The organism is Pseudomonas sp. GD04158 (assembly GCF_029834875.1).
Classification (GTDB): domain Bacteria; phylum Pseudomonadota; class Gammaproteobacteria; order Pseudomonadales; family Pseudomonadaceae; genus Aquipseudomonas; species Aquipseudomonas hydrolytica.
Genome location: NZ_JAODYT010000021.1, coordinates 38,951 through 58,761, shown reverse-complemented (window position 1 = coordinate 58,761; position 19,811 = coordinate 38,951). Strand labels below are relative to the sequence as shown.

General features: G+C 63.4%; 17 protein-coding genes. 16 read left to right on the top strand and 1 reads right to left on the bottom strand.

The window, feature by feature from the left end; genetic code table 11:
• Positions 1-4: 4 nt before the first annotated feature.
• From N7333_RS10755 to N7333_RS10705, 11 genes are read left to right on the top strand one after another with little or no spacing between them, the layout of a single operon-like run.
• Positions 5-1,129, top strand: a complete 1,125-nt coding sequence (locus N7333_RS10755; protein WP_129481866.1) for a glycosyltransferase family 4 protein — start codon at positions 5-7, stop codon at positions 1,127-1,129.
• A complete protein-coding gene (rfaP, locus tag N7333_RS10750; RefSeq protein WP_129481865.1) occupies positions 1,126-1,932 on the top strand; it encodes a lipopolysaccharide core heptose(I) kinase RfaP in 807 nt (268 codons plus the stop codon). Before N7333_RS10755 ends, rfaP begins: the two co-directional genes overlap by 4 nt.
• Positions 1,933-2,898, top strand: a complete 966-nt coding sequence (locus tag N7333_RS10745) for a glycosyltransferase family 9 protein (RefSeq protein ID WP_129481864.1) — start codon at positions 1,933-1,935, stop codon at positions 2,896-2,898. It abuts the gene before it with no gap.
• On the top strand, positions 2,895-3,629 hold the full coding sequence (locus N7333_RS10740; RefSeq protein WP_003246603.1) for a lipopolysaccharide kinase InaA family protein: 735 nt from the start codon (positions 2,895-2,897) through the stop codon (positions 3,627-3,629). The genes N7333_RS10745 and N7333_RS10740 overlap by 4 nt, the downstream gene beginning before the upstream one ends.
• Positions 3,626-4,369 (top strand): lipopolysaccharide kinase InaA family protein, encoded by a 744-nt coding sequence (locus tag N7333_RS10735; protein WP_129481863.1) that lies wholly within the window; start codon positions 3,626-3,628, stop codon positions 4,367-4,369. The genes N7333_RS10740 and N7333_RS10735 overlap by 4 nt, the downstream gene beginning before the upstream one ends.
• A complete protein-coding gene (locus N7333_RS10730) occupies positions 4,369-5,814 on the top strand; it encodes a lipopolysaccharide kinase InaA family protein (protein ID WP_129481862.1) in 1,446 nt (481 codons plus the stop codon). The genes N7333_RS10735 and N7333_RS10730 overlap by 1 nt, the downstream gene beginning before the upstream one ends.
• 12 nt (positions 5,815-5,826) lie before the next feature.
• A complete protein-coding gene (locus N7333_RS10725; protein WP_129481861.1) occupies positions 5,827-7,581 on the top strand; it encodes a carbamoyltransferase in 1,755 nt (584 codons plus the stop codon).
• On the top strand, positions 7,568-8,689 hold the full coding sequence (locus tag N7333_RS10720) for a glycosyltransferase (protein WP_129481860.1): 1,122 nt from the start codon (positions 7,568-7,570) through the stop codon (positions 8,687-8,689). Before N7333_RS10725 ends, N7333_RS10720 begins: the two co-directional genes overlap by 14 nt.
• Positions 8,689-9,744: a hypothetical protein gene (locus N7333_RS10715; RefSeq protein ID WP_279858822.1), complete on the top strand. Its 1,056-nt coding sequence runs from the start codon at positions 8,689-8,691 to the stop codon at positions 9,742-9,744. The genes N7333_RS10720 and N7333_RS10715 overlap by 1 nt, the downstream gene beginning before the upstream one ends.
• Positions 9,745-9,765: 21 nt before the next feature.
• Complete coding sequence (locus tag N7333_RS10710) at positions 9,766-10,731, top strand: glycosyltransferase (protein WP_096827503.1); 966 nt, start codon at positions 9,766-9,768, stop codon at positions 10,729-10,731.
• Positions 10,731-11,840, top strand: a complete 1,110-nt coding sequence (locus tag N7333_RS10705; RefSeq protein WP_129481858.1) for a glycosyltransferase — start codon at positions 10,731-10,733, stop codon at positions 11,838-11,840. Before N7333_RS10710 ends, N7333_RS10705 begins: the two co-directional genes overlap by 1 nt.
• Here the strand turns inward: N7333_RS10705 and N7333_RS10700 are convergent.
• Positions 11,837-12,445, bottom strand: coding sequence for a toluene tolerance protein (locus N7333_RS10700; protein ID WP_129481857.1), 609 nt, complete (start codon positions 12,443-12,445; stop codon positions 11,837-11,839). The two genes, N7333_RS10705 and N7333_RS10700, sit on opposite strands and share 4 nt — an antisense overlap.
• Positions 12,446-12,804: 359 nt before the next feature.
• Here N7333_RS10700 and N7333_RS10695 point away from each other — a divergent pair, with 359 nt between their 5' ends.
• The 5 genes from N7333_RS10695 (at position 12,805) to hldE (ending at position 19,728) form a co-directional block, all read left to right on the top strand.
• Positions 12,805-13,986, top strand: a complete 1,182-nt coding sequence (locus N7333_RS10695) for an O-antigen ligase family protein (protein ID WP_129481856.1) — start codon at positions 12,805-12,807, stop codon at positions 13,984-13,986.
• Positions 13,987-14,126: 140 nt separating this feature from the next.
• Positions 14,127-15,956: a lipid A export permease/ATP-binding protein MsbA gene (msbA, locus tag N7333_RS10690; RefSeq protein WP_129481855.1), complete on the top strand. Its 1,830-nt coding sequence runs from the start codon at positions 14,127-14,129 to the stop codon at positions 15,954-15,956.
• Positions 15,956-16,852, top strand: a complete 897-nt coding sequence (locus N7333_RS10685) for a GNAT family N-acetyltransferase (protein WP_129481854.1) — start codon at positions 15,956-15,958, stop codon at positions 16,850-16,852. Before msbA ends, N7333_RS10685 begins: the two co-directional genes overlap by 1 nt.
• 4 nt (positions 16,853-16,856) lie before the next feature.
• Positions 16,857-18,245 carry a PIG-L family deacetylase gene (locus N7333_RS10680; protein WP_129481853.1) on the top strand — a complete coding sequence of 463 codons (1,389 nt, stop codon included), beginning with the start codon at positions 16,857-16,859 and terminating at the stop codon, positions 18,243-18,245.
• A 61-nt stretch (positions 18,246-18,306) separates the two neighbouring features.
• Positions 18,307-19,728, top strand: coding sequence for a bifunctional D-glycero-beta-D-manno-heptose-7-phosphate kinase/D-glycero-beta-D-manno-heptose 1-phosphate adenylyltransferase HldE (hldE, locus tag N7333_RS10675; RefSeq protein ID WP_129481852.1), 1,422 nt, complete (start codon positions 18,307-18,309; stop codon positions 19,726-19,728).
• Positions 19,729-19,811: the final 83 nt, after the last annotated feature.

Sequence of the window (19,811 nt, the reverse complement as noted above, 5' to 3'; positions counted from 1 at the left end):
GGCTATGCAACTGGCCTTCGTTCTCTACAAGTACTTCCCGTTCGGCGGGCTGCAGCGCGACTTCATGCGCATCGCCCTGGAGTGCCAGGCGCGCGGCCATGCCATTCGCGTCTACACGCCGATCTGGGAAGGGGAAAACCCAGGCGGCTTCGACGTGCGCGTGGCGCCGGTGCGTGCGCTGTTCAATCACCGCCGCAACGAGAAGTTCACGGCCTGGCTGCAGGCGGACCTGGCGCGCGATCCGGTCGACCGGGTGATCGGCTTCAACAAGATGCCGGGTCTCGACGTGTACTACGCCGCCGACGGCTGTTTCGAGGACAAGGCGCAGACCCTGCGCAACCCGATCTATCGCCGCTGGGGCCGCTACAAGCACTTCGCCGATTATGAACGCGCGGTGTTCGCGCCCGAATCGAAGACCGAGATCCTGATGATTTCCGAGGTGCAGCAGCCACTGTTCATCAAGCACTACAACACCCCGCTGCAGCGCTTTCACCTGCTGCCGCCGGGCATCGCCCAGGATCGCCGCGCGCCGGCCAATGCGGCCGAGATTCGCGCCGAATTCCGCCGCGAATTCAAGCTGGCCGACGACGACCTGCTGCTGGTGCAGATCGGTTCCGGTTTCAAGACCAAGGGCCTGGATCGCAGCCTCAAGGCGCTGGCCTCGCTGCCGCGCGAGCTGCGCAAGCGCACGCGCCTGATCGCCATCGGCCAGGATGATCCCAAACCCTTCCTGCTGCAGATCAAGGCGTTGGGTCTGTCCGATCAGGTGCAGATCCTCAAGGGGCGCAGCGACATTCCGCGCTTTCTGCTCGGCGCCGATCTGCTGATTCACCCGGCCTACAACGAGAACACCGGCACCGTACTGCTGGAGGCGCTGGTCTCCGGCCTGCCGGTGCTGGTCACCGATGTCTGCGGCTACGCCCACTACATCGCCGATGCCGATTGCGGGCGCGTGCTGTCCAGCCCGTTCGAGCAGGAGCAGCTCAACCGCACCCTGGCCGACATGCTCGCCGACCCCGAGCGTCGTGCATTTTGGGGGCGCAACGGCCTGGCCTACGCCGACAGCGCCGACCTGTATTCGATGCCGAAGAAGGCCGCCGATGTGATCCTTGCGGAGAAGCGCGCGTGAAGCTGATGCTCGCCGAACCCTTCAAGAGGCTGTGGGCGGGCCGCGATGCCTTCGAGGCCGTCGAGGCGCTGCAGGGCCAGGTCTACCGCGAGCTGGAAGGCCGCCGCACCCTGCGCACCGAAGTCGACGGCCGTGGCTACTTCGTCAAGATCCACCGTGGCATCGGTTGGGGCGAGATCGCCAAGAACCTGCTCACTGCCAAGGCCCCAGTGCTGGGCGCCGGGCAGGAGTGGCAGGCCATCGCCCGCCTGACCGAGGCCGGGGTGCCGACCATGACCGCGGTAGCCTATGGCGAGCGCGGCGCCAATCCGGCCAGCCAACACTCGTTCATCATTACCGAGGAACTGGCGCCGACCGTCGACCTGGAACAGCTCAGCCTGAACTGGGCGCAGCAGCCACCCAAGCCTGTGCTCAAATGGGCGCTGATTCGCGAGGTAGCGCAGATGACCGGCACCATGCACCGTGCCGGCGTCAATCATCGCGACTGTTATATCTGTCATTTCCTGCTGCATACCGACCGGCCGATTCAGGCCGATGACCTGCGCCTGTCGGTCATCGACCTGCACCGCGCCCAGGTACGCAGCGCCACGCCAAGGCGCTGGCGCGACAAGGACCTGGCAGCATTGTATTTTTCTGCGCTGGATATCGGCCTGACCCGCCGCGACAAGCTGCGCTTTCTACGCAGCTACTTCCAGCGTCCTCTGCGCCAGGTACTGCGCGATGAGGCGCGCCTGCTCGCCTGGCTGGAGCGCAAGGCGGCGAAACTGTACGAGCGTAAGCAGCGTTATGGAGATCGACTGTAGATGTCGGAGAGCAAGACATTGATCGGCCCTGGGGTGAGCGTCGCGCTCGTACCCTGTCCGGCGCTCGGAGATACCACTTTGTTCCTGCGCCTGGCCTGGCGTCTGCAGGCCGCTGGCGCGAAGGTCAGCCTGGCTTCCGCTTCGTTGGCCTCTATACATGAGTACCTGCCGGGTCTGGAAATAATCGGCGGCAAACCCGATGTGGTGGGTCTGGCAGAGCGCAATGACCTGGTGATCTGTGCCATCGACTGGCAGGTCGACGCGCCGCTGGGCAATGTGGCCTATCTGGCTGGCAAGAAGCTGCCACGCGCATTCAAGCCCGAGCAACAACCCGTGTCACTGTTCGGGTATGAGATCGCCGGGGCGCATAACGTGATCTGTCGCGATCCGAAGGCCGGCAAGAGCATGGTGCAATGGATCGATCTTTATGCCGAGCAGATACTGGGGCTCGACCTGACTCAGCCCATTGCAGGCCTGCAGGCGATGCCTGTTCCGCCGGCGGATGCGGAGCGGCGCGTCGCGATTTTTCCAACGACGCCCCATGCCAGCAAGAACTTTTCATGCTCTGGGTTTCGCCGTCTGGCACGTTCTCTGGCTGCCAGAGGGTGGCTGGTCGAGTTCGTTGTAATCCCCGCCGAGCAGCAGAGGTTGAGTGCTGAATACGCAGACTACAGGGTGCATGCCTTCGCGGATCTGAAAGGGCTCGTCGACTTTCTGCGTACATGCTCCGTTGTCATCAGCAACGACTCTGGAGGCGGGCATCTCGGTTCGCTCATGGGGCTGCGTACGTTCACCATTACCCGCCGTCGTACCGATTTCACCTGGCGTCCGGGTTTCAATGAGCTCAATTACGTGATCAATCCGGTGCTGAGCTTCAAGTGGCTGGGCAATACGGTCTGGCGCCCTTTCATTCCGCTGCGCCGGATCGTGCAGGCCTTGCCGAACTGGAAGGGACGGCAGGCATGACGACTTGGAAGCATGACCTGCAACATCCGCAATTGCTTGAGGCTTTCGGTACGCTCGAGGCCGTATTCGCCCTCAAGGGAGAGCGCCTCACTTCCGATCCCCTGTCCGAGGTGATCCGCGTCGAGCTCGACGGCGTGCGCTATTACGTCAAGCGCTACTGGGGCGCCGGCAAGGGGCTGCGCCGCTATCTGGGGCGGCCGCGGGTCAAGGCCGAATGGCAGAATCTCAAGCTCTTCGCCAAGTGGGGCATTCCCACCGCGCCGATCATCGCGCATGGGCTGGAGCGCCGCGCCGGCGCGTTCGTGCGCGGTGCGCTGGTGACTCGCGAGCTGGAAAACACCCGCGACATGGCCGAGATGGCCAGTCAGGGCGATCCGCGGCTGCATGATTCGCACTGGGTGGCAGCGGTCAGTCGGCAACTGGCGAACCATACCCGGACGCTGCACGACCATAGCTTCACCCACAACGATCTCAAGTGGCGCAACCTGCTGGTCAATGACAAGGCCGAGCTGTTCTTCATCGATTGCCCCACCGGCAGCTTCTGGTGGGGCCCCTTGCTGCGTTACCGCATCGTCAAGGACCTGGCCTGCCTGGACAAGGTCGCCAAATACCATCTGTCGCGCACGCAACGCCTGCGCTTCTACCTGCAATATCGCCAGCGCAGTCGGCTGAGTCGTGGTGACAAGCAGCGTGTGCTGCAGATTCTCAGGTTCTTCGAGGGACGCGAATGAGTGATTTCATCGCCGCGCAGGATCGCGCGCTGCTCGAGCGTCACGGCCTTTCCAGTTTCGAGGCGCTGTGGGCGCTGCAACTGGAGGCCGTGGATGAGCCCAACACCGAGCGCGGTGGCTGGAGCACGGTGTATCGCCTTGAGCTGGACGACCGCGCCTTCTACCTCAAGCGGCAGAGCAATCACCTGACTTACAGCCTGCTGCGCCCGTTCGGTGAGCCAACCTTCGCTCGCGAGTTTCGCAACATTCGCCGTTATGCCGAATTGGACATTCCGGCCTTGCAGGCTGCCTTCTTTGCCGAGCGCAAAGTACCCGGCGAGCGCCGCGCTATCCTGCTGACCCGTGCGCTGGATGGCTGGCAGGATCTGGACAGCTGGTTGGCGCGCTGGCAGACCGTCGACGCCGCGCGGCGTACAGCTGTCCTGCGTGCCTGTGGCGAGCTGGCGCGATGCCTGCACCAGGCTGGGCAGGTGCATGGCTGCTTCTATCCCAAGCACATCTTCCTGCGCGAGCAGGGCGATAACGTCGAGGCGCAACTGATCGACCTGGAGAAGACCCGGCCATTGTTGCTGGGGCGACGTGATCGAATCAGGGATTTGGAACCCCTGTTGCGCCGCGCCAGGGTCTGGAGCGAGGCCGAGGTGCGCGAGCTGCTGGTGGCCTATCTGGGCAGCCCTGCGCAGGTCGATATCTGGTGGCGGCTGCTCGAGGCGCGCCAGCGCCACAAGGAGGCGCGTTGATGCCTTTGCACAAGCTGAGTCAGGCCGGGCGGACGCCGACACTGCCGCTGACGCTGGAGCTGGCAGGCGAGCCTCTGGTGCTGGAACGCCTGCTACGCGTGTTGCCGGGGCAGCGTTATGTCGGCGTGGCCCATTGGCTGGGGCGCCAGGTGCTGGCCAAGGTGCTGGTGGGCGGCAAGGCGCAGCGGCATTTTCAGCGTGAGCTGGAGGGCGCCGAACGGATGGCGCGGCAGGGACTGGACACGCCGGAGCTGCTGGCGCACGGATTCGTCGAGGGGCAGGGCGGCTGGCTGTTGTTCGAGTATCTGGATGGCGCGCAGAGTCTCTGGCAGGCCTGGCGCGAGGTCGCGCAGCAGCCGCTGCTCGGCGATGGCCAGCAAGGCGTACTGGCAGAAGCGCTGGGCGCCATCGGGCGGATGCATGCGCAGGGCCTGTGGCAGGACGATCTGCATCTGGACAACCTGCTGCGGCACGAGGGGCGCCTGTACCTGATCGATGGCGGCGGCGTGCGTTGGGAAACGCCGGGCCAGCCACTGTCCCGCGCGCACGTGCTGGAAAATCTCGGCGTGTTCTTCGCTCAGTTGCCGGCCGAGCTGGATCCCTTTCTCGAAGAGCTGCTGATCCACTATCTGCTAGCCAATGGCGAGCACGCGTTGCCTCTGGAAATGCTCCAGGCCGAGATCGCCAAGGTGCGTCGCTGGCGTCTGCGCGATTATCTGAAGAAGGCGGCGCGCGACTGCAGCCTGTTCGCCGCGCGCATCGGCGCCTTCGGCCTGCGCGTGGTGCGTCGCGAGGCCGAGGCGGCCCTGCAGCCGCTGCTGTCCGACCTGGATGCTCGCATCGAGGCCGGGCATATCTACAAGACCGGTGGCGCCGCCACGGTGGCGCGCGTCGAGCTCGATGACCGGCAGCTGGTGGTCAAGCGCTACAACGTGAAGAACTGGCTGCACTGGCTCAAGCGCTTCTGGCGACCCAGCCGCGCCTGGCACAGCTGGATCGAAGGCAATCGCCTGGAGCTGCTCGGCATCGCCACGCCGCGCCCGTTGGCGGTGATCGAGCGGCGCTGGTGCTGGCTACGGGGCCGCGCATACCTGATTACCGACTATTGCGGCGGGCAGGATATAATTGCGCGTTTTGAGGCATACAAGCAGGCCGTACCCCCGGAAAACGAGCTGCTGGCGCTGGATCGACTGTTCGCTGCCCTGCTGCGCGAGCGCATCAGCCACGGCGATTTCAAGGGGCACAACCTGTTCTGGGATGACGCGCAGGGCGCCTGGTCGCTGATCGACCTGGATGCCATGCGCCAGCATCACAGTACGCGCAGTTTCGCCCGGGCCTATGCCCGCGACCGCGCCCGTTTTCTGCGCAACTGGCCGGCGGACTCCGCCCTGCACCAGTTGCTCGACCAACGTTTACCGCAGGTGCCCGGCACCTGCCCGAATTAGAGGCTCAAACCTGTGGCACTGACCATTCTCGGCCTGTCCGGCGCCCTCAGTCACGATCCGTCCGCTGCGCTGTACATCGACGGCAAGCTGATCGCGGCGGTGGAAGAGGAGCGCTTCGTGCGCGACAAGCACGCGAAGAACCGCATGCCCTACGAATCGGCCAAGTTCTGCCTGGAACAAGCCGGGATCAAACCGTCGGACGTCGACGTGGTGGCGATTCCCTTCGCCCCCATCAGCATCTTCGAAAAGGCCCGCTGGCAGTACGCCAAGCGCTATGCCTACGCGCCGGATCGCGCTCTCGATGCGATCCTGTTCGGCAACCGCCGGTACAAGCGCTACAAGAAGCGTATCGAGTGGTGCCTGGTACAGCTGGGCTTCGACCTGAAGAAGGTCAAGATCGAACCGGTCGAACATCACCTGGCCCACGCCTCCAGCGCCTACCACTGCTCTGGCTTTCAGGAAAAGACCGCGATCCTCGGCATCGACGGCAAGGGCGAGTACGCCACCACCTTCTTCGGCTGGGGCGAGAACGGCAAGATTCACAAGATCAAGGAGTTCTACGATCCGGATTCCCTCGGTGGCCTGTACGGCGCGATCACCGAGTATCTTGGCTTCGAGATGCTCGACGGCGAGTTCAAGGTCATGGGCATGGCGCCCTATGGTGATGCCGCCAAGTACGACTTCTCGCGCCTGGCCAAGTTCGAGAACGGCGAGCTGATCATCAACACCGAGTACGCCAACGTCATCGGTTTCCGTCGCTACAAGGAAAATGGCAAGGGCTACTACTTCTCGCCCAAGCTGATCGAATGGCTGGGGCCGAAGCGTCAGGGCGACATCGCCGACGATCCCTACATCCATTACGCGGCCAGCATGCAGGCACTGTTCGAGAAGCTGGCGCTGGAGATGATGGAGTACTACTTAGGCGACATCCTCAAGGAAACCGGCAAGATCGCCTTCGCCGGCGGCTGCGCGCTGAACGTCAAGCTGAACCAGAAGATCATCGCCCGCGACGACGTCAAGGAGCTGTTCGTGCAGCCGGCCTCCGGCGATGCCGGCACCGCCGTCGGCGCCGCCGCCTATGTCTCGCACCAGCGCGGCGTACCGGTGGAGAAGATGGAGCACGTCTACCTCGGCCCCTCGTACAGCAACGAGGAGGTCATCGCCGCCTGCGCCAAGCACCCGAACAAGCCGGTGTTCAAGCGCATCGACAATACCCCCGAGCGCATCGCCAGGATCATGGTCGACGGCAACCCGGTGGCCTGGTTCCAGGGCCGCATGGAGTTCGGCCCGCGCGCCCTCGGCGGCCGCTCCATCATCGGCTGCCCGAGCGTGCCGGGCGTGGCCGACCGCATCAACGAGCAGATCAAGTTCCGCGAGCGCTGGAGACCCTTCTGCCCGTCGATGCTCGACACCGTGGCGCCGAAGATGCTCAAGGTCGATCACCCGAGCCCGTTCATGACCTTCACCTTCGAGGTGAACGAGGAGTGGAAGGAGCGCGTCGGCGAAGTGGTGCACGAGGACGGCACCTCGCGTGCCCAGGTGCTGGAGCGCCAGTACAACCCGCGCTGGTACGACCTGATGCTGGAGCTGGAGAAGCTCACCGGCAACGGCGTGTCGCTGAACACCTCGCTCAACCGCCGCGGCGAACCGATGATCTGCTCGCCGACCGATGCGCTGAACATGTTCTACGGCTCCGACCTGCAGTACCTGATCATGGAGGACATCCTCGTGGTCAAGGACGGCAAGGACTGGTATGACCACGTCTGACCAGGCTCATGGCGAGCCCGAACGTTGGGTGCTGCAGTTCTGCCACGGCTATGACGGCCCCTTTCTGGATTGCGCGCGGCAATACGCCGTGCTGTTCAAGGGCACGCCCTACAAGGTCTGCACGGTTTACCTGACCGGCAAGCCGAGTGCCGAGGTCGAGCGCGGCTCGGCCTCCGACGAGGTGATTTTCCTCAACTACTCCAGCGCTCAGGTGCGCGGCCTCAAGCTGGGAGCGATCCGCGATTTCCGCCGGATCGCCACCTCGCGCCACTTCGCCCTGTGCATCGCCCACCGCTTCAAGCCGATCTACGTTGCGCTGCTCGGCAGCAACCTGCCGGTGATCGGCGTGCATCACGCTTTCGGTGACTACAAGCGTCGTTCCCGACAGCTGTTCGCCAATTTCTTTCGCAAGCGCCTGGCGCTGCTCGGCGTGTCCAACGCCGTACGCGACGACATGCGCGCCTGTCTGCCCGATTGGCCGGCCGAACGCATCGAAACCCTCTATAACCGCATCGACGTCGAGGCCGTGCAGGCCGAGCAGGTATCCCGCGAGGTCGCGTGCGACCATCTGGGGCTGCCCCAGGATGCCTGGATAGTCGGCAACGTCGGCCGTCTGCACCCGGACAAGGACCAGGCCACCCTGATCCGCGGCTTCACCCTGGCATTGCCGCAACTGCCGGCAGGCAGTCTGCTAGCGATCATGGGCAGCGGCCGCCTGGAGGCGCAGCTCAAGGCATTGGCGGCGGAACTGGGCGTCAGCGAGGCGGTGCGCTTTCTCGGCCAGGTGCCGAATGGGCGACATTATTTCAAGGCGTTCGACGTGTTCGTGCTGACCTCCGACCACGAGCCGTTCGGCATGGTGCTTTTGGAAGCGATGGCGGCAGGGGTGCCGGTGCTGGCGACCGATTGTGGTGGGGCGCCCGAGGTGGTTGGCGAGCCTGATGCGCTGTTTGCACTGGGTGACGATGCGATGTTGGCATCTCGCCTATCGGCTCTACCGACCACCGAGCGCAAAAGTGCCGAGCATGCGGTGAAGGACTGTTTCACTGACGCGGGCGCCCATGCTCGTTTCTGGTCGCTGGGCCTGATGCCATTGAGGAAGCCGTGATGCCTGAGCGCGTATCCAGGCAACTGGTTTATCTGGTTTACGGAGGCAAGCCGGAATATCACCAGGAGGCCAAGTACAGCATTCTCTCGGCCCTGCACCATGCGCAGGGCGCCTGCCCTCGAATTCTGCTGTACACCGACGAGCCTGGGCAGTTCCAAGGTTGGCCGGTCGATCTGATTGCGCTCGATGCCGATACCTTGAAGGACTGGACAGGCCCGGCGAGCTATCTGCATCGCCGCAAGGCTGCTGCCATCCGCGATGCAATGCAGTATGCCGAGCAGAGCATCTTCATCGATACGGATACCTTCTTTCTGGACTCGCCAGTGAGGCTCTTCGAGCGACTGGCAAAAGCGCCCTGGCTCGTCGATGAAATCGAGGGTGTCTGGAAAGAATACAAGGGCGACGCCCTGCATGATGCTTTGGCACCCTATTTGGCAGAACGGCATGGTGTCGATCAGCAGATGTTGTTGATCAATTCAGGAGTTCTGGGCTTCCAGGATGATGCTTCTGGTTTGATGGATGAGGTGCTGAGTCTCATCGATGTCATGCATCCGATGGTTCCCAAGATTCATATCATCGAGCAATTCGCCGTTGGAGTCGCGGCCAGGCACCTGGGGCGACCTGCGGAGTCTCGTGGGGTGATAAAGCATTACTTCTCAGGCAAGAACTATTGGCGTCACCTGGTCGCGGCGTTCTTCCAGCGCCATGGTGAGGCGTTTTCAGCACTTGCCGTGCAGGCGGTGCGTGAGATGCCAACTACAAAACCCAGGCCTGCCTGGTGGCATCGTTTGAACTTTCGTTTGCGAAGTCTGTTCCTGCCCTCTCGAGTCCGCTCTCATGCCAAGCTGGCTTACTACGCTGCGGTGATGCGCACCGATCCTTATGCTGAGGCCTGTGGCCGTGGGTATGCAGAGGAACTACGGCGCAAAGCTATGCCTAAAGGCGAAAGTCTCAATGGGCAGCCTTGGAGCAAGGTGCTGAGCAGGCCGCAGAAGGAGCATCTGGCCAGGCTGTTGGGTGAAGCTGTTTCAGGGAGCTCTCGTGATCTTTCCTAGTCGTGTTTTCGAGGTGTTCCGGTGAACGTGCTTTTTCTGGTCCAGGCCGAGCAGCGGGCAATACTGGATCGACTGTATGACGGTATCGCGCAAGCGTGCGATAGCTGTGACATCCGCTGGCTGAGCAGCGATGAGCAGGCCCATCTGCAGCGTTACTTCCATGAGCATGTGGACGTATCGCGTTACGACAGGATTCTATTCTTTCTACGTTTCAAGAAAGAAATGCGGCAGTGGCGTTTTATTCGCACCCTGCCCAATCTGGTGATTCTGGAGCACGACGCCTACCAGAACTACATCCCCTGCAAGTACACCGGAAAGTTCAGTGCGCACTACCGGCGGATGCCATGGGCGCGCATCATCAGTTCAGGCGCCCAGGTCAGTCAGCGCCTACGCGAGGAAGGATTTGACGCCTGTTTCGTGCCCAAGGGTTATGACCAGGCCCTGCTGTCCTACCAAGGCCGGGAGCGGGATATCGAACTGGCCTTTGTTGGCAGCACCAAGAGCGTGGCCTACAGTGGGCGCAAGGCGTTGCTCGAGGAGCTGGGGCAGGTGGAGAACCTGCTCGTGACCAAGACCAAGTCGGGGGCGGAGTATTGCGATACCCTGAACCGCATCCGCTTCTTCGTTAGCGCGGATGTTGGCATGGGCGAGTACATGATCAAGAACTTCGAGGCGATGGCCTGTGGTTGTGTGCTGCTGGCTTATGACCATGGTGAAGTGGAGAACTCGGCGCTGGGCTTCGTCGACATGCACAATCTGGTTCTGTATCGAAACGTCCCGGAGCTGCGCGAAAAACTTAACCTGCTGCGGCAGGATCCGCAGAGGGCTGCCGCTATCGCAGAGGCGGGGCGTCAGCTGGCCGAACAGCGCTATGGCTTTGGCGCTATCGGGCGCCAGATCGTCGAGACCATGCGTCCGCCGTTACGTCCCGCACGACAGGCATCCTGGCTGCAGCGGCAACTGCGCAAGATCGGTGTTTACTACTGATGCAGACGCAGGTGGATGTCCTCAACATCATGTGGGGGGGCGGCTCGGCCTTCGCCTCCGTGCACAAGGTGCACCGTGACATCCTTCGACTCGTCGGGACCGGCATGGTTGTTAACAGCCTTTTGCTGCAAGGTGGAGAGGCTGAGCCGCTGGCGGAGGTCGGCGAGGTCTTCAGTCTGGGATTGTCTTCGACACGCATCAAGGGGCGCGGGCTTGCCGCGTTGAGACGCTGGTTCGATCGCCGCAGTCTGGCCAGGTGGCTGGCAGCGCGTCGGCCGCGGGCGGTGCTACTTGATGGCATCGGCGTGGCGGCCTACATCCTTCCGCTGCTGGCTGCGCTGAGCGAGGTGCGAATCATTGTGCTGTTTCATGGGCACAAGCGCCTCAAACCTGAGCACATCAGGCTGCTGCAACGCTTCCCTGCCGAGAGGCTGGAGCTGGTGGCGGTTTCCGAGACACTGGCGGGCGATCTTGAGCGCCAGATCGGGCGCAAGGTCGTGGGCGCTCGCATCGCCCTGGAGCCGGTTGCTCTGGGCGCGGCCCTCAAGAGCAGGGAAGAGGCCAGGCGTATTCTCGGCCTATCGGTACCTGTGGAAGGGCGCGTCATCGGGGCTGTTGGCCGGTTGGTCAAAGAAAAGGGGTTCGGCCTGCTGATCGAGGTGGCGTCAGGGTGGTTGAAGGCGCATCCCGCTGACCGGCTGGTCATAGTCGGCGAGGGCTCGGAACGGCAGGCGCTGTTGGCGTTGGCGTATAAACTCGGTATAGCTCATCAGGTGCATTTGCCAGGTCACGTGGCAGAGGCTCCTCGCCTTTACCGGGCCTTCGATTTGTTGTGTATCCCCTCGCGACAGGAAGGTTTGGGCCTGGTGTTGCCCGAAGCCGTGATCGCCGGCGTTCCGGTGCTGGCGACGGACCTGCCGGTTTTCCGCGAACAGCTGGCGGGCAGCTCTGGTTTGGTCGCCTTGGATCAAAAGGCCGCCTGGGTGGCAGCCTTGAATGAGCATCTGCAGAGTGATCCCCACGCATTGGCGCGAGTGCAGCGCGCGGGTCTGGATCCCGAGGGAGCCTGGTTGCGCTTCCGTGAGCGATACGGTGCGCTGTTGCGTTAGTCCTTTAGGACGGCCGATGTCAGGGCTGCCAGCGGGAACTGTTCGGCGAGACCGAGATTTTCCAGTAGGCGTGTGAAGTGGGCGAGATTGCGCCGGGCTTTGGCTTTCGATAACGGCCGGCGCTGAAAGCTCAGGTCGGCGATGTCGATCAGGCCCAGCGAGCCTTCCGGCGTCAGCACGATATTGCCCAGGTGAAGCGAGCGGAAATAGATGCCACGGCGATGCAGCGTACGAATGAAGTCGCTCAGGATTGGCAGGTGTTTGCCGAACGCATCCGGTTCATCCAGATAGATGTCTTTAAGCGTTTTTCCCTGCAGCGGACTGTACAGCACCGCGCTCAGGGAAGAGTCTTCTAGCCGATACAGTTCCAGCGGTGTGAGAGTGGCAATGCCCAGTTCCTTCAGTCGCACGGCGTTGAGCCAGAAGCGATCCGAATAAGGAACGAACAGCGCCGAAGAGATCAGACGCTTGCGTCTGAAGAGCTTGAGAAAGTTGCCATCGGCCAGTCTGTAAACTTTGGGGCCGAGGCTGTCCTCCTCCAGTACCTGCGCGCCGGCCGTCAGGGTGGCCAACATGTCATTGTTGAGTTTGGTTTTGATGGGCATGGGTCTTGAGGCGTGCATGTGGAGTCGGGATTGGCGAAGAGCATGCCGCCGAGCAAGCGGCGTTTTCGTCTTCGTCGAGTTTTTTGTGCTCGCATCGGTCATTGTTGTTGCTTTTGCCATTGCAGACGAGCGCCGCTTGAACGGCTGCTAAGCCGAGCTCAGAGAGGTGTCGCGCGGCCGGCCAGAGTTGAGCTTGGTGCGTAATGCGAGCTTTGTGATTCCAGTCGTCCTGAGGGTGTCGATATAGAATATCAGGTCGACCGAGCATATGCCGGAGCGGAACAGTCTGCCAATGAACTGTAGAATGCTCGCCTCTCATTACGGGCCGTCAGAATGTGGCCCATCTTATTGGAGCGAAGATGGTAGGGGTTCGTGTCGCAGGCGTGACCAGTGTTTTGTGTCTGGGTTATTTATGGTTCCTGATCGGCATCGTTTGGATCCCCACCAACAAGCTGTATCAGCAGGGGCTGGTAGTCTTGCTTTGGCTTCCAGCTCTCGTGACTGCTGTGCTTTGGCGGAAACGTCTGACCGCAGCATGGCAGTCTGAAAAGCTTCTTCTTTGGCTGGTCTTCCTGCTGTTGGCCTGGGCTGGACTGAGTGTCACCTGGACGGAAGCCGGAGAACCCTTAAGAGAGCTTAAGCGCGTTCTTTACGTCGGCCTGTTTCTGGGCGCCTTCGTTCTGCTGGCACTGGAGAAGCCTGCTTTCGTGTGGAAAGGTTTGGGGCTGGCCTTCGCTCTCTTGGCGCTGTCCTGCCCCATCAGTATCTATCTGTTTTACGGACTGGATATTCACCCCCTTCAAGCGAGGCTCCACGGGATAGGGCAGGCAGGTCATCCTATTCTGGGCGCCTACGTGATGGCGTTGGCGGTAGTGTGGGGGCTGCAGTGCCTACCCCGTATCGGCTGGCAGCGCATCGTATGGGGTGCTCTGCTCGTCATGCTCATGTTGTTTATCGCATTGGGGCAAAGCCGCGGGGCCATGCTGGCGCTGGGCCTGGCTGCCATTTCGATGCCTTTCTGGGGCGGCGGTCGGGGGGCCTGGCTGGTATTCCTTTCTGCATGCCTGATAGCCCTTGGAGGTTTTTTCTTTTTTGCTCCTTTCATCCTTGAACGCGGATTCTCCCACCGTCCGGACATCTTCTGGTCCAGCGTGGATATGATCTCGCAGAACCCCTGGCTGGGCCTGGGTATAGGGGCGGATTACCGTGTAGTGACAACCCACTTTCCCAGGGGAGTCGACCATTCCCATAATGTGTTCACCCACGCCGCGATTGAACTCGGGATACCGGGGCTGGTGCTATGGGCTGCGTTGTGGCTGGCGGCGTTCAGGGTGGCATGGGGGGCGCGTCAGTCACGAGAGGGACGCATTCTGCTAAGCAGTCTTCTGGTTTCGTTTGTCGCACAGCAGTTCGACGCTGCCAGCCTCTGGGGAAGCCCTAGAGCGGAGTGGTTCGTGACTTGGCTGCCGATAGGCCTGGCCATGGCTCTCGCCATTCAGCGTGGTCGAGTAGAGGAACATGGCGTGCCCCGACGCCCCTGAAACATTTTTGCCGCGTCATTTCCAGCGCAAGCGTCTTGGGCGGGGGCGAGGAAAACTTGTAAGGTTGCCGACGTGCTTAATAGGCACGTGCTGCTACAATCCGCCCCTTGCTAATCCTGCCAGTGCGTGAGGCGAGCCGAATGGCCAATTCCAACCAGCAATCCAGCATGAAGGTGTATCTGCGGTTGCTGCGCTACGTGGTCCCCTACTGGGGGCTGTTCACCATCAGTATCCTCGGCTTCCTGATCTTCGCTTCCACCCAGCCGATGCTGGGTTACATCCTCAAGTACTTCGTCGACGGCCTGTCCAACCCTGACGCCAGCCTGTTCGCAGGCGTGCCCTGGCTGCTCGAGCATGCGCCGTGGGTGGCGCACCTCAAGCTGCTGCAGGCCGTGCCGTTGCTGATCGTGCTGATCGCCCTGTGGCAGGGCATCGGTTCCTTCCTGGGTAACTACTATCTGGCCAAGGTCTCCATGGGGCTGGTGCAGGATCTGCGCGTGGCGCTGTTTAACAACCTGCTGACCCTGCCCAATCGCTACTTCGACAACCACAACTCCGGGCACCTGATTTCGCGGATCACCTACAACGTGACCATGGTCACCGGTGCCGCCACCGATGCGATCAAGGTGGTGGTGCGTGAGGGCATGACGGTGATCTTCCTGTTCGCCACGCTGTTGTGGATGAACTGGAAGCTGACCCTGGTGATGGTGGCGATCCTGCCGGTGATCGGTCTGATGGTGACCAGTACCAGCAAGAAATTCCGCAAGCAGAGCAAGAAGATCCAGACCAGCATGGGCGACGTCACCCATGTGACCTCGGAGAGCATCCAGGGCTATCGCGTGGTGCGCAGCTTCGGTGGCGAGGACTACGAACGGCAGCGTTTCCTCGATGCCAGCGAGCAGAACAAGCTCAAGCAGCTGAAGATGGTCAAGACCAACGCCGTCTACACCCCGTCGCTGCAGTTGGTGATCTACAGTGCCATGGCGGTGCTGATGTTCCTGGTTCTGCTGCTGCGTGGCGATGCCTCGGCCGGTGATCTGGTGGCCTATATCACCCTGGCCGGCCTGCTGCCCAAGCCGATTCGCCAGCTCTCGGAGGTCAGCTCGACCATCCAGAAGGGCGTGGCCGGTGCCGAGAGCATCTTCGAGCAGCTCGACGAGGAGCCGGAAGTCGACCGCGGCACCCAGGAGCGCGAGCGCATCAGCGGCCGCCTCGAGGTGCGCGATCTGAGTTTCAGCTACCCCGGATCGGAAAAGCCGGTGCTGAACAACATTTCCTTCGTCGCCGAGCCCGGGCAGATGGTGGCGCTGGTCGGACGTTCCGGCAGCGGCAAGTCGACCCTGGCCAATCTGATTCCGCGCTTCTATCACCATGAGCAGGGCAGCATCCTGCTCGATGGCGTGGATGTGGAGGATTACCGCCTGCGCAACCTGCGCCGCCACATCGCGCTGGTGACCCAGCACGTCACCCTGTTCAACGACACGGTGCGCAACAACATCGCCTATGGCGATCTGGCTGGCGCGCCGCTGGAAGCGGTGCAGCAGGCGGCGCGCGATGCCTATGCCGCCGAGTTCATCGAGAAGATGCCGCAGGGCTACGACACCCTGGTCGGCGAGAACGGCGTGCTGCTCTCCGGCGGCCAGCGCCAGCGCCTGGCCATTGCCCGCGCGCTGCTCAAGGATGCGCCCCTGCTGATCCTTGACGAGGCCACCTCGGCGCTGGATACAGAATCCGAGCGGCATATCCAGGCCGCGCTGGATCAGGTGATGCAGGGCCGCACCACGCTGGTGATCGCGCACCGCCTGACCACCATCGAGAAGGCCGATCTGATTCTGGTGATGGACCAGGGGCAGATCGTCGAGCGCGGCAGTCATGCCGAGCTGCTGGCGCAGAACGGCTATTACGCACGCCTGCATGCCAAGCAGTTCGAGGAAGGCGGCGAGCCCGTCGTGGTCGAGCAGGACGTCTGATGCTCAGTCACCTGCGATTCTGGCGCGAGCGCGGTTGGGCGCCGATCTCCGCCGCCGACTATGCCGATGCCTGGGCCAACTTCGGCGGCAGCGTCGCCACCCATCCCGAGGTGGTGGCGCGCCTGGCCGATCTGGCCGGGATTCCCGTGCGTTATCTGGGCTGGCTGGCCGACGGTCAGCTGCAGGCGGCGATGCCCACCTGGGGGCGGCATCTGGCGCTGTCCAAGGACGTACTGAAGCAGCAGGGCCGGCGCGGCCTGTTCGACCTGGGCAATGCCGAGGTGATTCTGCCCATAGCCCAGAATGTGAAAGTGGCGGTGCAGCACCGCATGCGTTACGTATCCGAGCTCAATGCGGCGCAGATCAGCTCGCTGCGCGAACAGCCGGAGGGTCTGGCGCTGGCGCGCGAGCCGGAGCAGTACAGCAAGAAGTTCCGCTACAACCAGCGCCGCGAGCAGCGTCTGCTGGAGGAGGCGGGCGGGGTGATCCGGCCGATGCTGGAGCTGACGGCGCAGGAGCAGGCGCGCATCTATGCCGATCTGTTCCAGCGCCGCTGGGGCTTCGAGGCCACCGGCAAGGCTCACTTGGCGGAAGTGTTTACCCGGCTGCGCAACTTCATGACCGGCTCGCTGATCTACCTGAACGACGAGCCGGTGGCGATCCAGGTGCTCTACCGGGTCGAGGCGCCGCGGTGGGTCAGCCTGGAGTACATCAACGGCGGGGTCGACCCGCAGCAGCGCGAGTTCAGCCCCGGCAGCGTGCTCAGCTTCGTCAACACGCAGAGCGAGTGGGAGCAGGCGCGTGCGCTGGGCAAGCCTTTGCGCTATTCCTTCGGACGCGCCGACCGCGAATACAAGGATCGCTGGTGCCACCGGGTGCCGGTCTACCAGGTCTGAGGCCATGAACGGACGCAAGCAGCAACTGCTCAAGCGCCACCGGCGCAACAAGCGCATCGCCCTATTGGGGGCGCTGCCGGTGCTGGTATTGCTGGGGGTATTGGTCGCCTGGTGGTTGCCGCCGCTGCTCCTGGTGCTGGGCTGGGTGGCGCATGAGGCCTGGTTCGCCGATCACCTGTTCTATTCGCCGCGCGACGATTACCGCTACGACTTCCCCGCGGATTGCCTGAGCGTCCCGGCGCGGCTGGAACAGGGTGTGTTGCGCGTCGATGCCGAGCTGGATGGTCATGACACCCTGATTCTCGAACTGCGGCTCGAAGCCACCTGGCTGGGGCGCTGGCTCGACCCCCATGTCCTGTTCGGCGGCGACCGCCAGGATTTCGAGCGTGGCGTGGCCGGGCGGCGCTATCTCAATCTCTCCGGGCAGAAGGTCGATGGCCTGGCCCTCGTGCCGCGTTTCTGTCGCATCCATGGCGAGCCGCGCCTGCATGCCATGCGCAACCCGGATTACGCCGGGCAACGTCTGCTGATCGTCGCGCCGCATGCCGATGACGCCGAGCTGGCGGCCTTCGGCCTCTACAGCCGGGCGGCCGAGGTCGCCATCGTCACCCTGACCCAGGGCGAGATCGAGGCTGAGCATTACCAGCGCCTGGGCCTGGAAAAGGCCGCCGCTGCGCGTCTCAAGGGCCGTCTGCGCGCCTGGGACAGCCTGGCCGCGCCGCTCTGGGGCGGGGTTTCGCAGGCGCGCTGCGTGCAGCTTGGCTACTACTGCCTGCAGCTGCCCGCCATGGCCGCGGCTCCCGAACAGCCCTTCGCCTCGCGCGAATCCGGCGAGAGCGATATCCGCAGCGTGCGCCAGTACAACCCGCTGACGCTGCCGGCCGATGACGATGGCCTGCCCACCTGGCGCAATCTGGTCGCCGATCTGGGGGCCGTGCTCGAGCACTTCCGCCCGGAAGTGGTGTTGACCCCGCACCCCGAGCTCGACCCGCATCACGACCACGTCGCCAGCACCCAGGCGCTGCTCGAGGCCGTGGCCGCCTGCGCCTGGCAGCCGCAGACGCTGCTGCTGTATGCCAATCACCTGCATGACAACGACCGCTGGCCCATGGGCCCGGCGGGCAACGGCATCGCCCTGCCGCCGGCGATCACGGCGCTGCCGGCCGATCGTCTGTGGAGCCCCGTGCTCGATGCCGAGCAGCAGCTGGACAAGGCCATGGCCCTGGCGCTGCAGCACGACCTGCAAGGGCCGCTGCCGCTGAAGAAGCGCCTGCGCCGCTCGATCCAGCGCCTGCTGGCCGGGCGACGCTGGCCGGCCAGCGGAGAGGACGAGTTCTTCCGCAAGGCGGTGCGCCGCCATGAGCTGTTCTGGGTACGCCCCATCGGTCGCTGAACCAGCGCCTTCGAACCCCTATGTTATGATCCGCGACGATTTCGTCGCCCCCGGAGCCTTCATGAAGCTGACCCTGCCCCGTTACGACCAAGCCCCCGTTCTGGTGGTGGGCGACGTCATGCTCGACCGCTACTGGCATGGCGGCACCTCGCGCATCTCGCCGGAGGCGCCGGTGCCGGTGGTGCGCGTCGAACAGATCGAGGACCGTCCGGGCGGTGCGGCCAACGTCGCGCTGAACATCGCCGCGCTCGGCGCGCCGGCGCTGCTGGTGGGCGTGACCGGTGAGGACGAGGCCGCCGACAGCCTCACCGACAGCCTGGCTGCCGCTGGCGTCGAGGCGCATTTCCAGCGCATCGAGGATCAGCCGACCATCGTCAAGCTGCGCGTCATGAGCCGGCACCAGCAATTGCTGCGCATGGATTTCGAAGAGCCCTTCAATACCGATGCCGCGGCCATGGCGCGCGAGGTCGAGGCGCTGCTCGCCGGGGTCAAGGTGCTGGTGCTCTCGGACTACGGCAAGGGCGCGCTGCAAAACCATCAGGTGCTAATCCAGGCCGCGCGCAAGAAGGGCATTCCGGTGCTGGCCGACCCCAAGGGCAAGGACTTCTCCATCTACCGCGGCGCCAGCCTGATCACCCCCAATCTGCACGAGTTCGAAACCATAGTCGGCGGCTGTGCCGATGAGGCCGAGCTGGTCAGCAAGGGCGCCAAGCTGATGCGCGAACTGGAACTGGGTGCGCTGCTGGTGACCCGCGGCGAGCATGGCATGACCCTGCTGCGCCCGGAGCACGCGCCGCTGCACCTGCCGGCGCGCGCCCGTGAGGTGTTCGACGTCACTGGTGCCGGTGATACGGTGATCTCCACCCTGGCCGCTTCCATCGCGGCTGGCGAAGAGCTGCCAAATGCCGTGGCATTGGCCAACCTGGCCGCCGGTATCGTGGTCGGCAAGCTGGGCACGGCCGCCATCAGCGCCCCCGAACTGCGCCGTGCGGTACAGCGCGAGGAAGGCTCCGAACGCGGCGTGCTGAGCCTGGACCAATTGCTGATCGCCATCGAGGACGCCCGCGCCCACGGCGAGAAGATCGTCTTCACCAACGGCTGCTTCGACATCCTCCACGCCGGTCACGTGACCTATCTGGAGCAGGCCCGCGCCCAGGGCGACCGTCTGATCGTGGCGATCAACGATGACGCCTCGGTCAGCCGCCTGAAAGGCCCGGGCCGGCCGATCAATGCCGTCGACCGGCGCATGGCGGTGCTCGCCGGCCTCGGCGCGGTGGACTGGGTGGTGAGCTTCGGCGAGGACACTCCCGAGCGCCTGCTCAAGCAGGTGCAGCCGGATGTGCTGGTCAAGGGCGGCGACTACGGCATCGACCAGGTGGTCGGCGCCGATATCGTCCAGGCCTATGGCGGCGAAGTGCGCGTGCTCGGTCTGGTGGAAAACAGCTCCACCACCGCCATCGTCGAGAAAATTCGCAACAAGTAGCGCCCCTTTGCGATGGGCTCGGTGCCTAGCCGGCCGATGAGCCTGAGTCTGCCTTGACCCGATTGCCGTCCGGCGGCGGCTTG

What these genes read in the sequence shown, in the direction of transcription:
- N7333_RS10705 (WP_129481858.1), top strand. Translation starts at nt 10,731, where the DNA reads ATGCAGACGCAGGTGGATGTCCTCAACATCATGTGGGGGGGCGGCTCG.
- N7333_RS10695 (WP_129481856.1), top strand. Translation starts at nt 12,805, where the DNA reads ATGGTAGGGGTTCGTGTCGCAGGCGTGACCAGTGTTTTGTGTCTGGGT.
- N7333_RS10685 (WP_129481854.1), top strand. Translation starts at nt 15,956, where the DNA reads ATGCTCAGTCACCTGCGATTCTGGCGCGAGCGCGGTTGGGCGCCGATC.
- N7333_RS10730 (WP_129481862.1), top strand. Translation starts at nt 4,369, where the DNA reads ATGCCTTTGCACAAGCTGAGTCAGGCCGGGCGGACGCCGACACTGCCG.
- N7333_RS10755 (WP_129481866.1), top strand. Translation starts at nt 5, where the DNA reads ATGCAACTGGCCTTCGTTCTCTACAAGTACTTCCCGTTCGGCGGGCTG.
- N7333_RS10680 (WP_129481853.1), top strand. Translation starts at nt 16,857, where the DNA reads ATGAACGGACGCAAGCAGCAACTGCTCAAGCGCCACCGGCGCAACAAG.
- N7333_RS10745 (WP_129481864.1), top strand. Translation starts at nt 1,933, where the DNA reads ATGTCGGAGAGCAAGACATTGATCGGCCCTGGGGTGAGCGTCGCGCTC.
- N7333_RS10715 (WP_279858822.1), top strand. Translation starts at nt 8,689, where the DNA reads ATGCCTGAGCGCGTATCCAGGCAACTGGTTTATCTGGTTTACGGAGGC.
- N7333_RS10735 (WP_129481863.1), top strand. Translation starts at nt 3,626, where the DNA reads ATGAGTGATTTCATCGCCGCGCAGGATCGCGCGCTGCTCGAGCGTCAC.
- N7333_RS10720 (WP_129481860.1), top strand. Translation starts at nt 7,568, where the DNA reads ATGACCACGTCTGACCAGGCTCATGGCGAGCCCGAACGTTGGGTGCTG.
- hldE (WP_129481852.1), top strand. Translation starts at nt 18,307, where the DNA reads ATGAAGCTGACCCTGCCCCGTTACGACCAAGCCCCCGTTCTGGTGGTG.
- N7333_RS10700 (WP_129481857.1), bottom strand. Translation starts at nt 12,445, where the DNA reads ATGCCCATCAAAACCAAACTCAACAATGACATGTTGGCCACCCTGACG.
- msbA (WP_129481855.1), top strand. Translation starts at nt 14,127, where the DNA reads ATGGCCAATTCCAACCAGCAATCCAGCATGAAGGTGTATCTGCGGTTG.
- N7333_RS10740 (WP_003246603.1), top strand. Translation starts at nt 2,895, where the DNA reads ATGACGACTTGGAAGCATGACCTGCAACATCCGCAATTGCTTGAGGCT.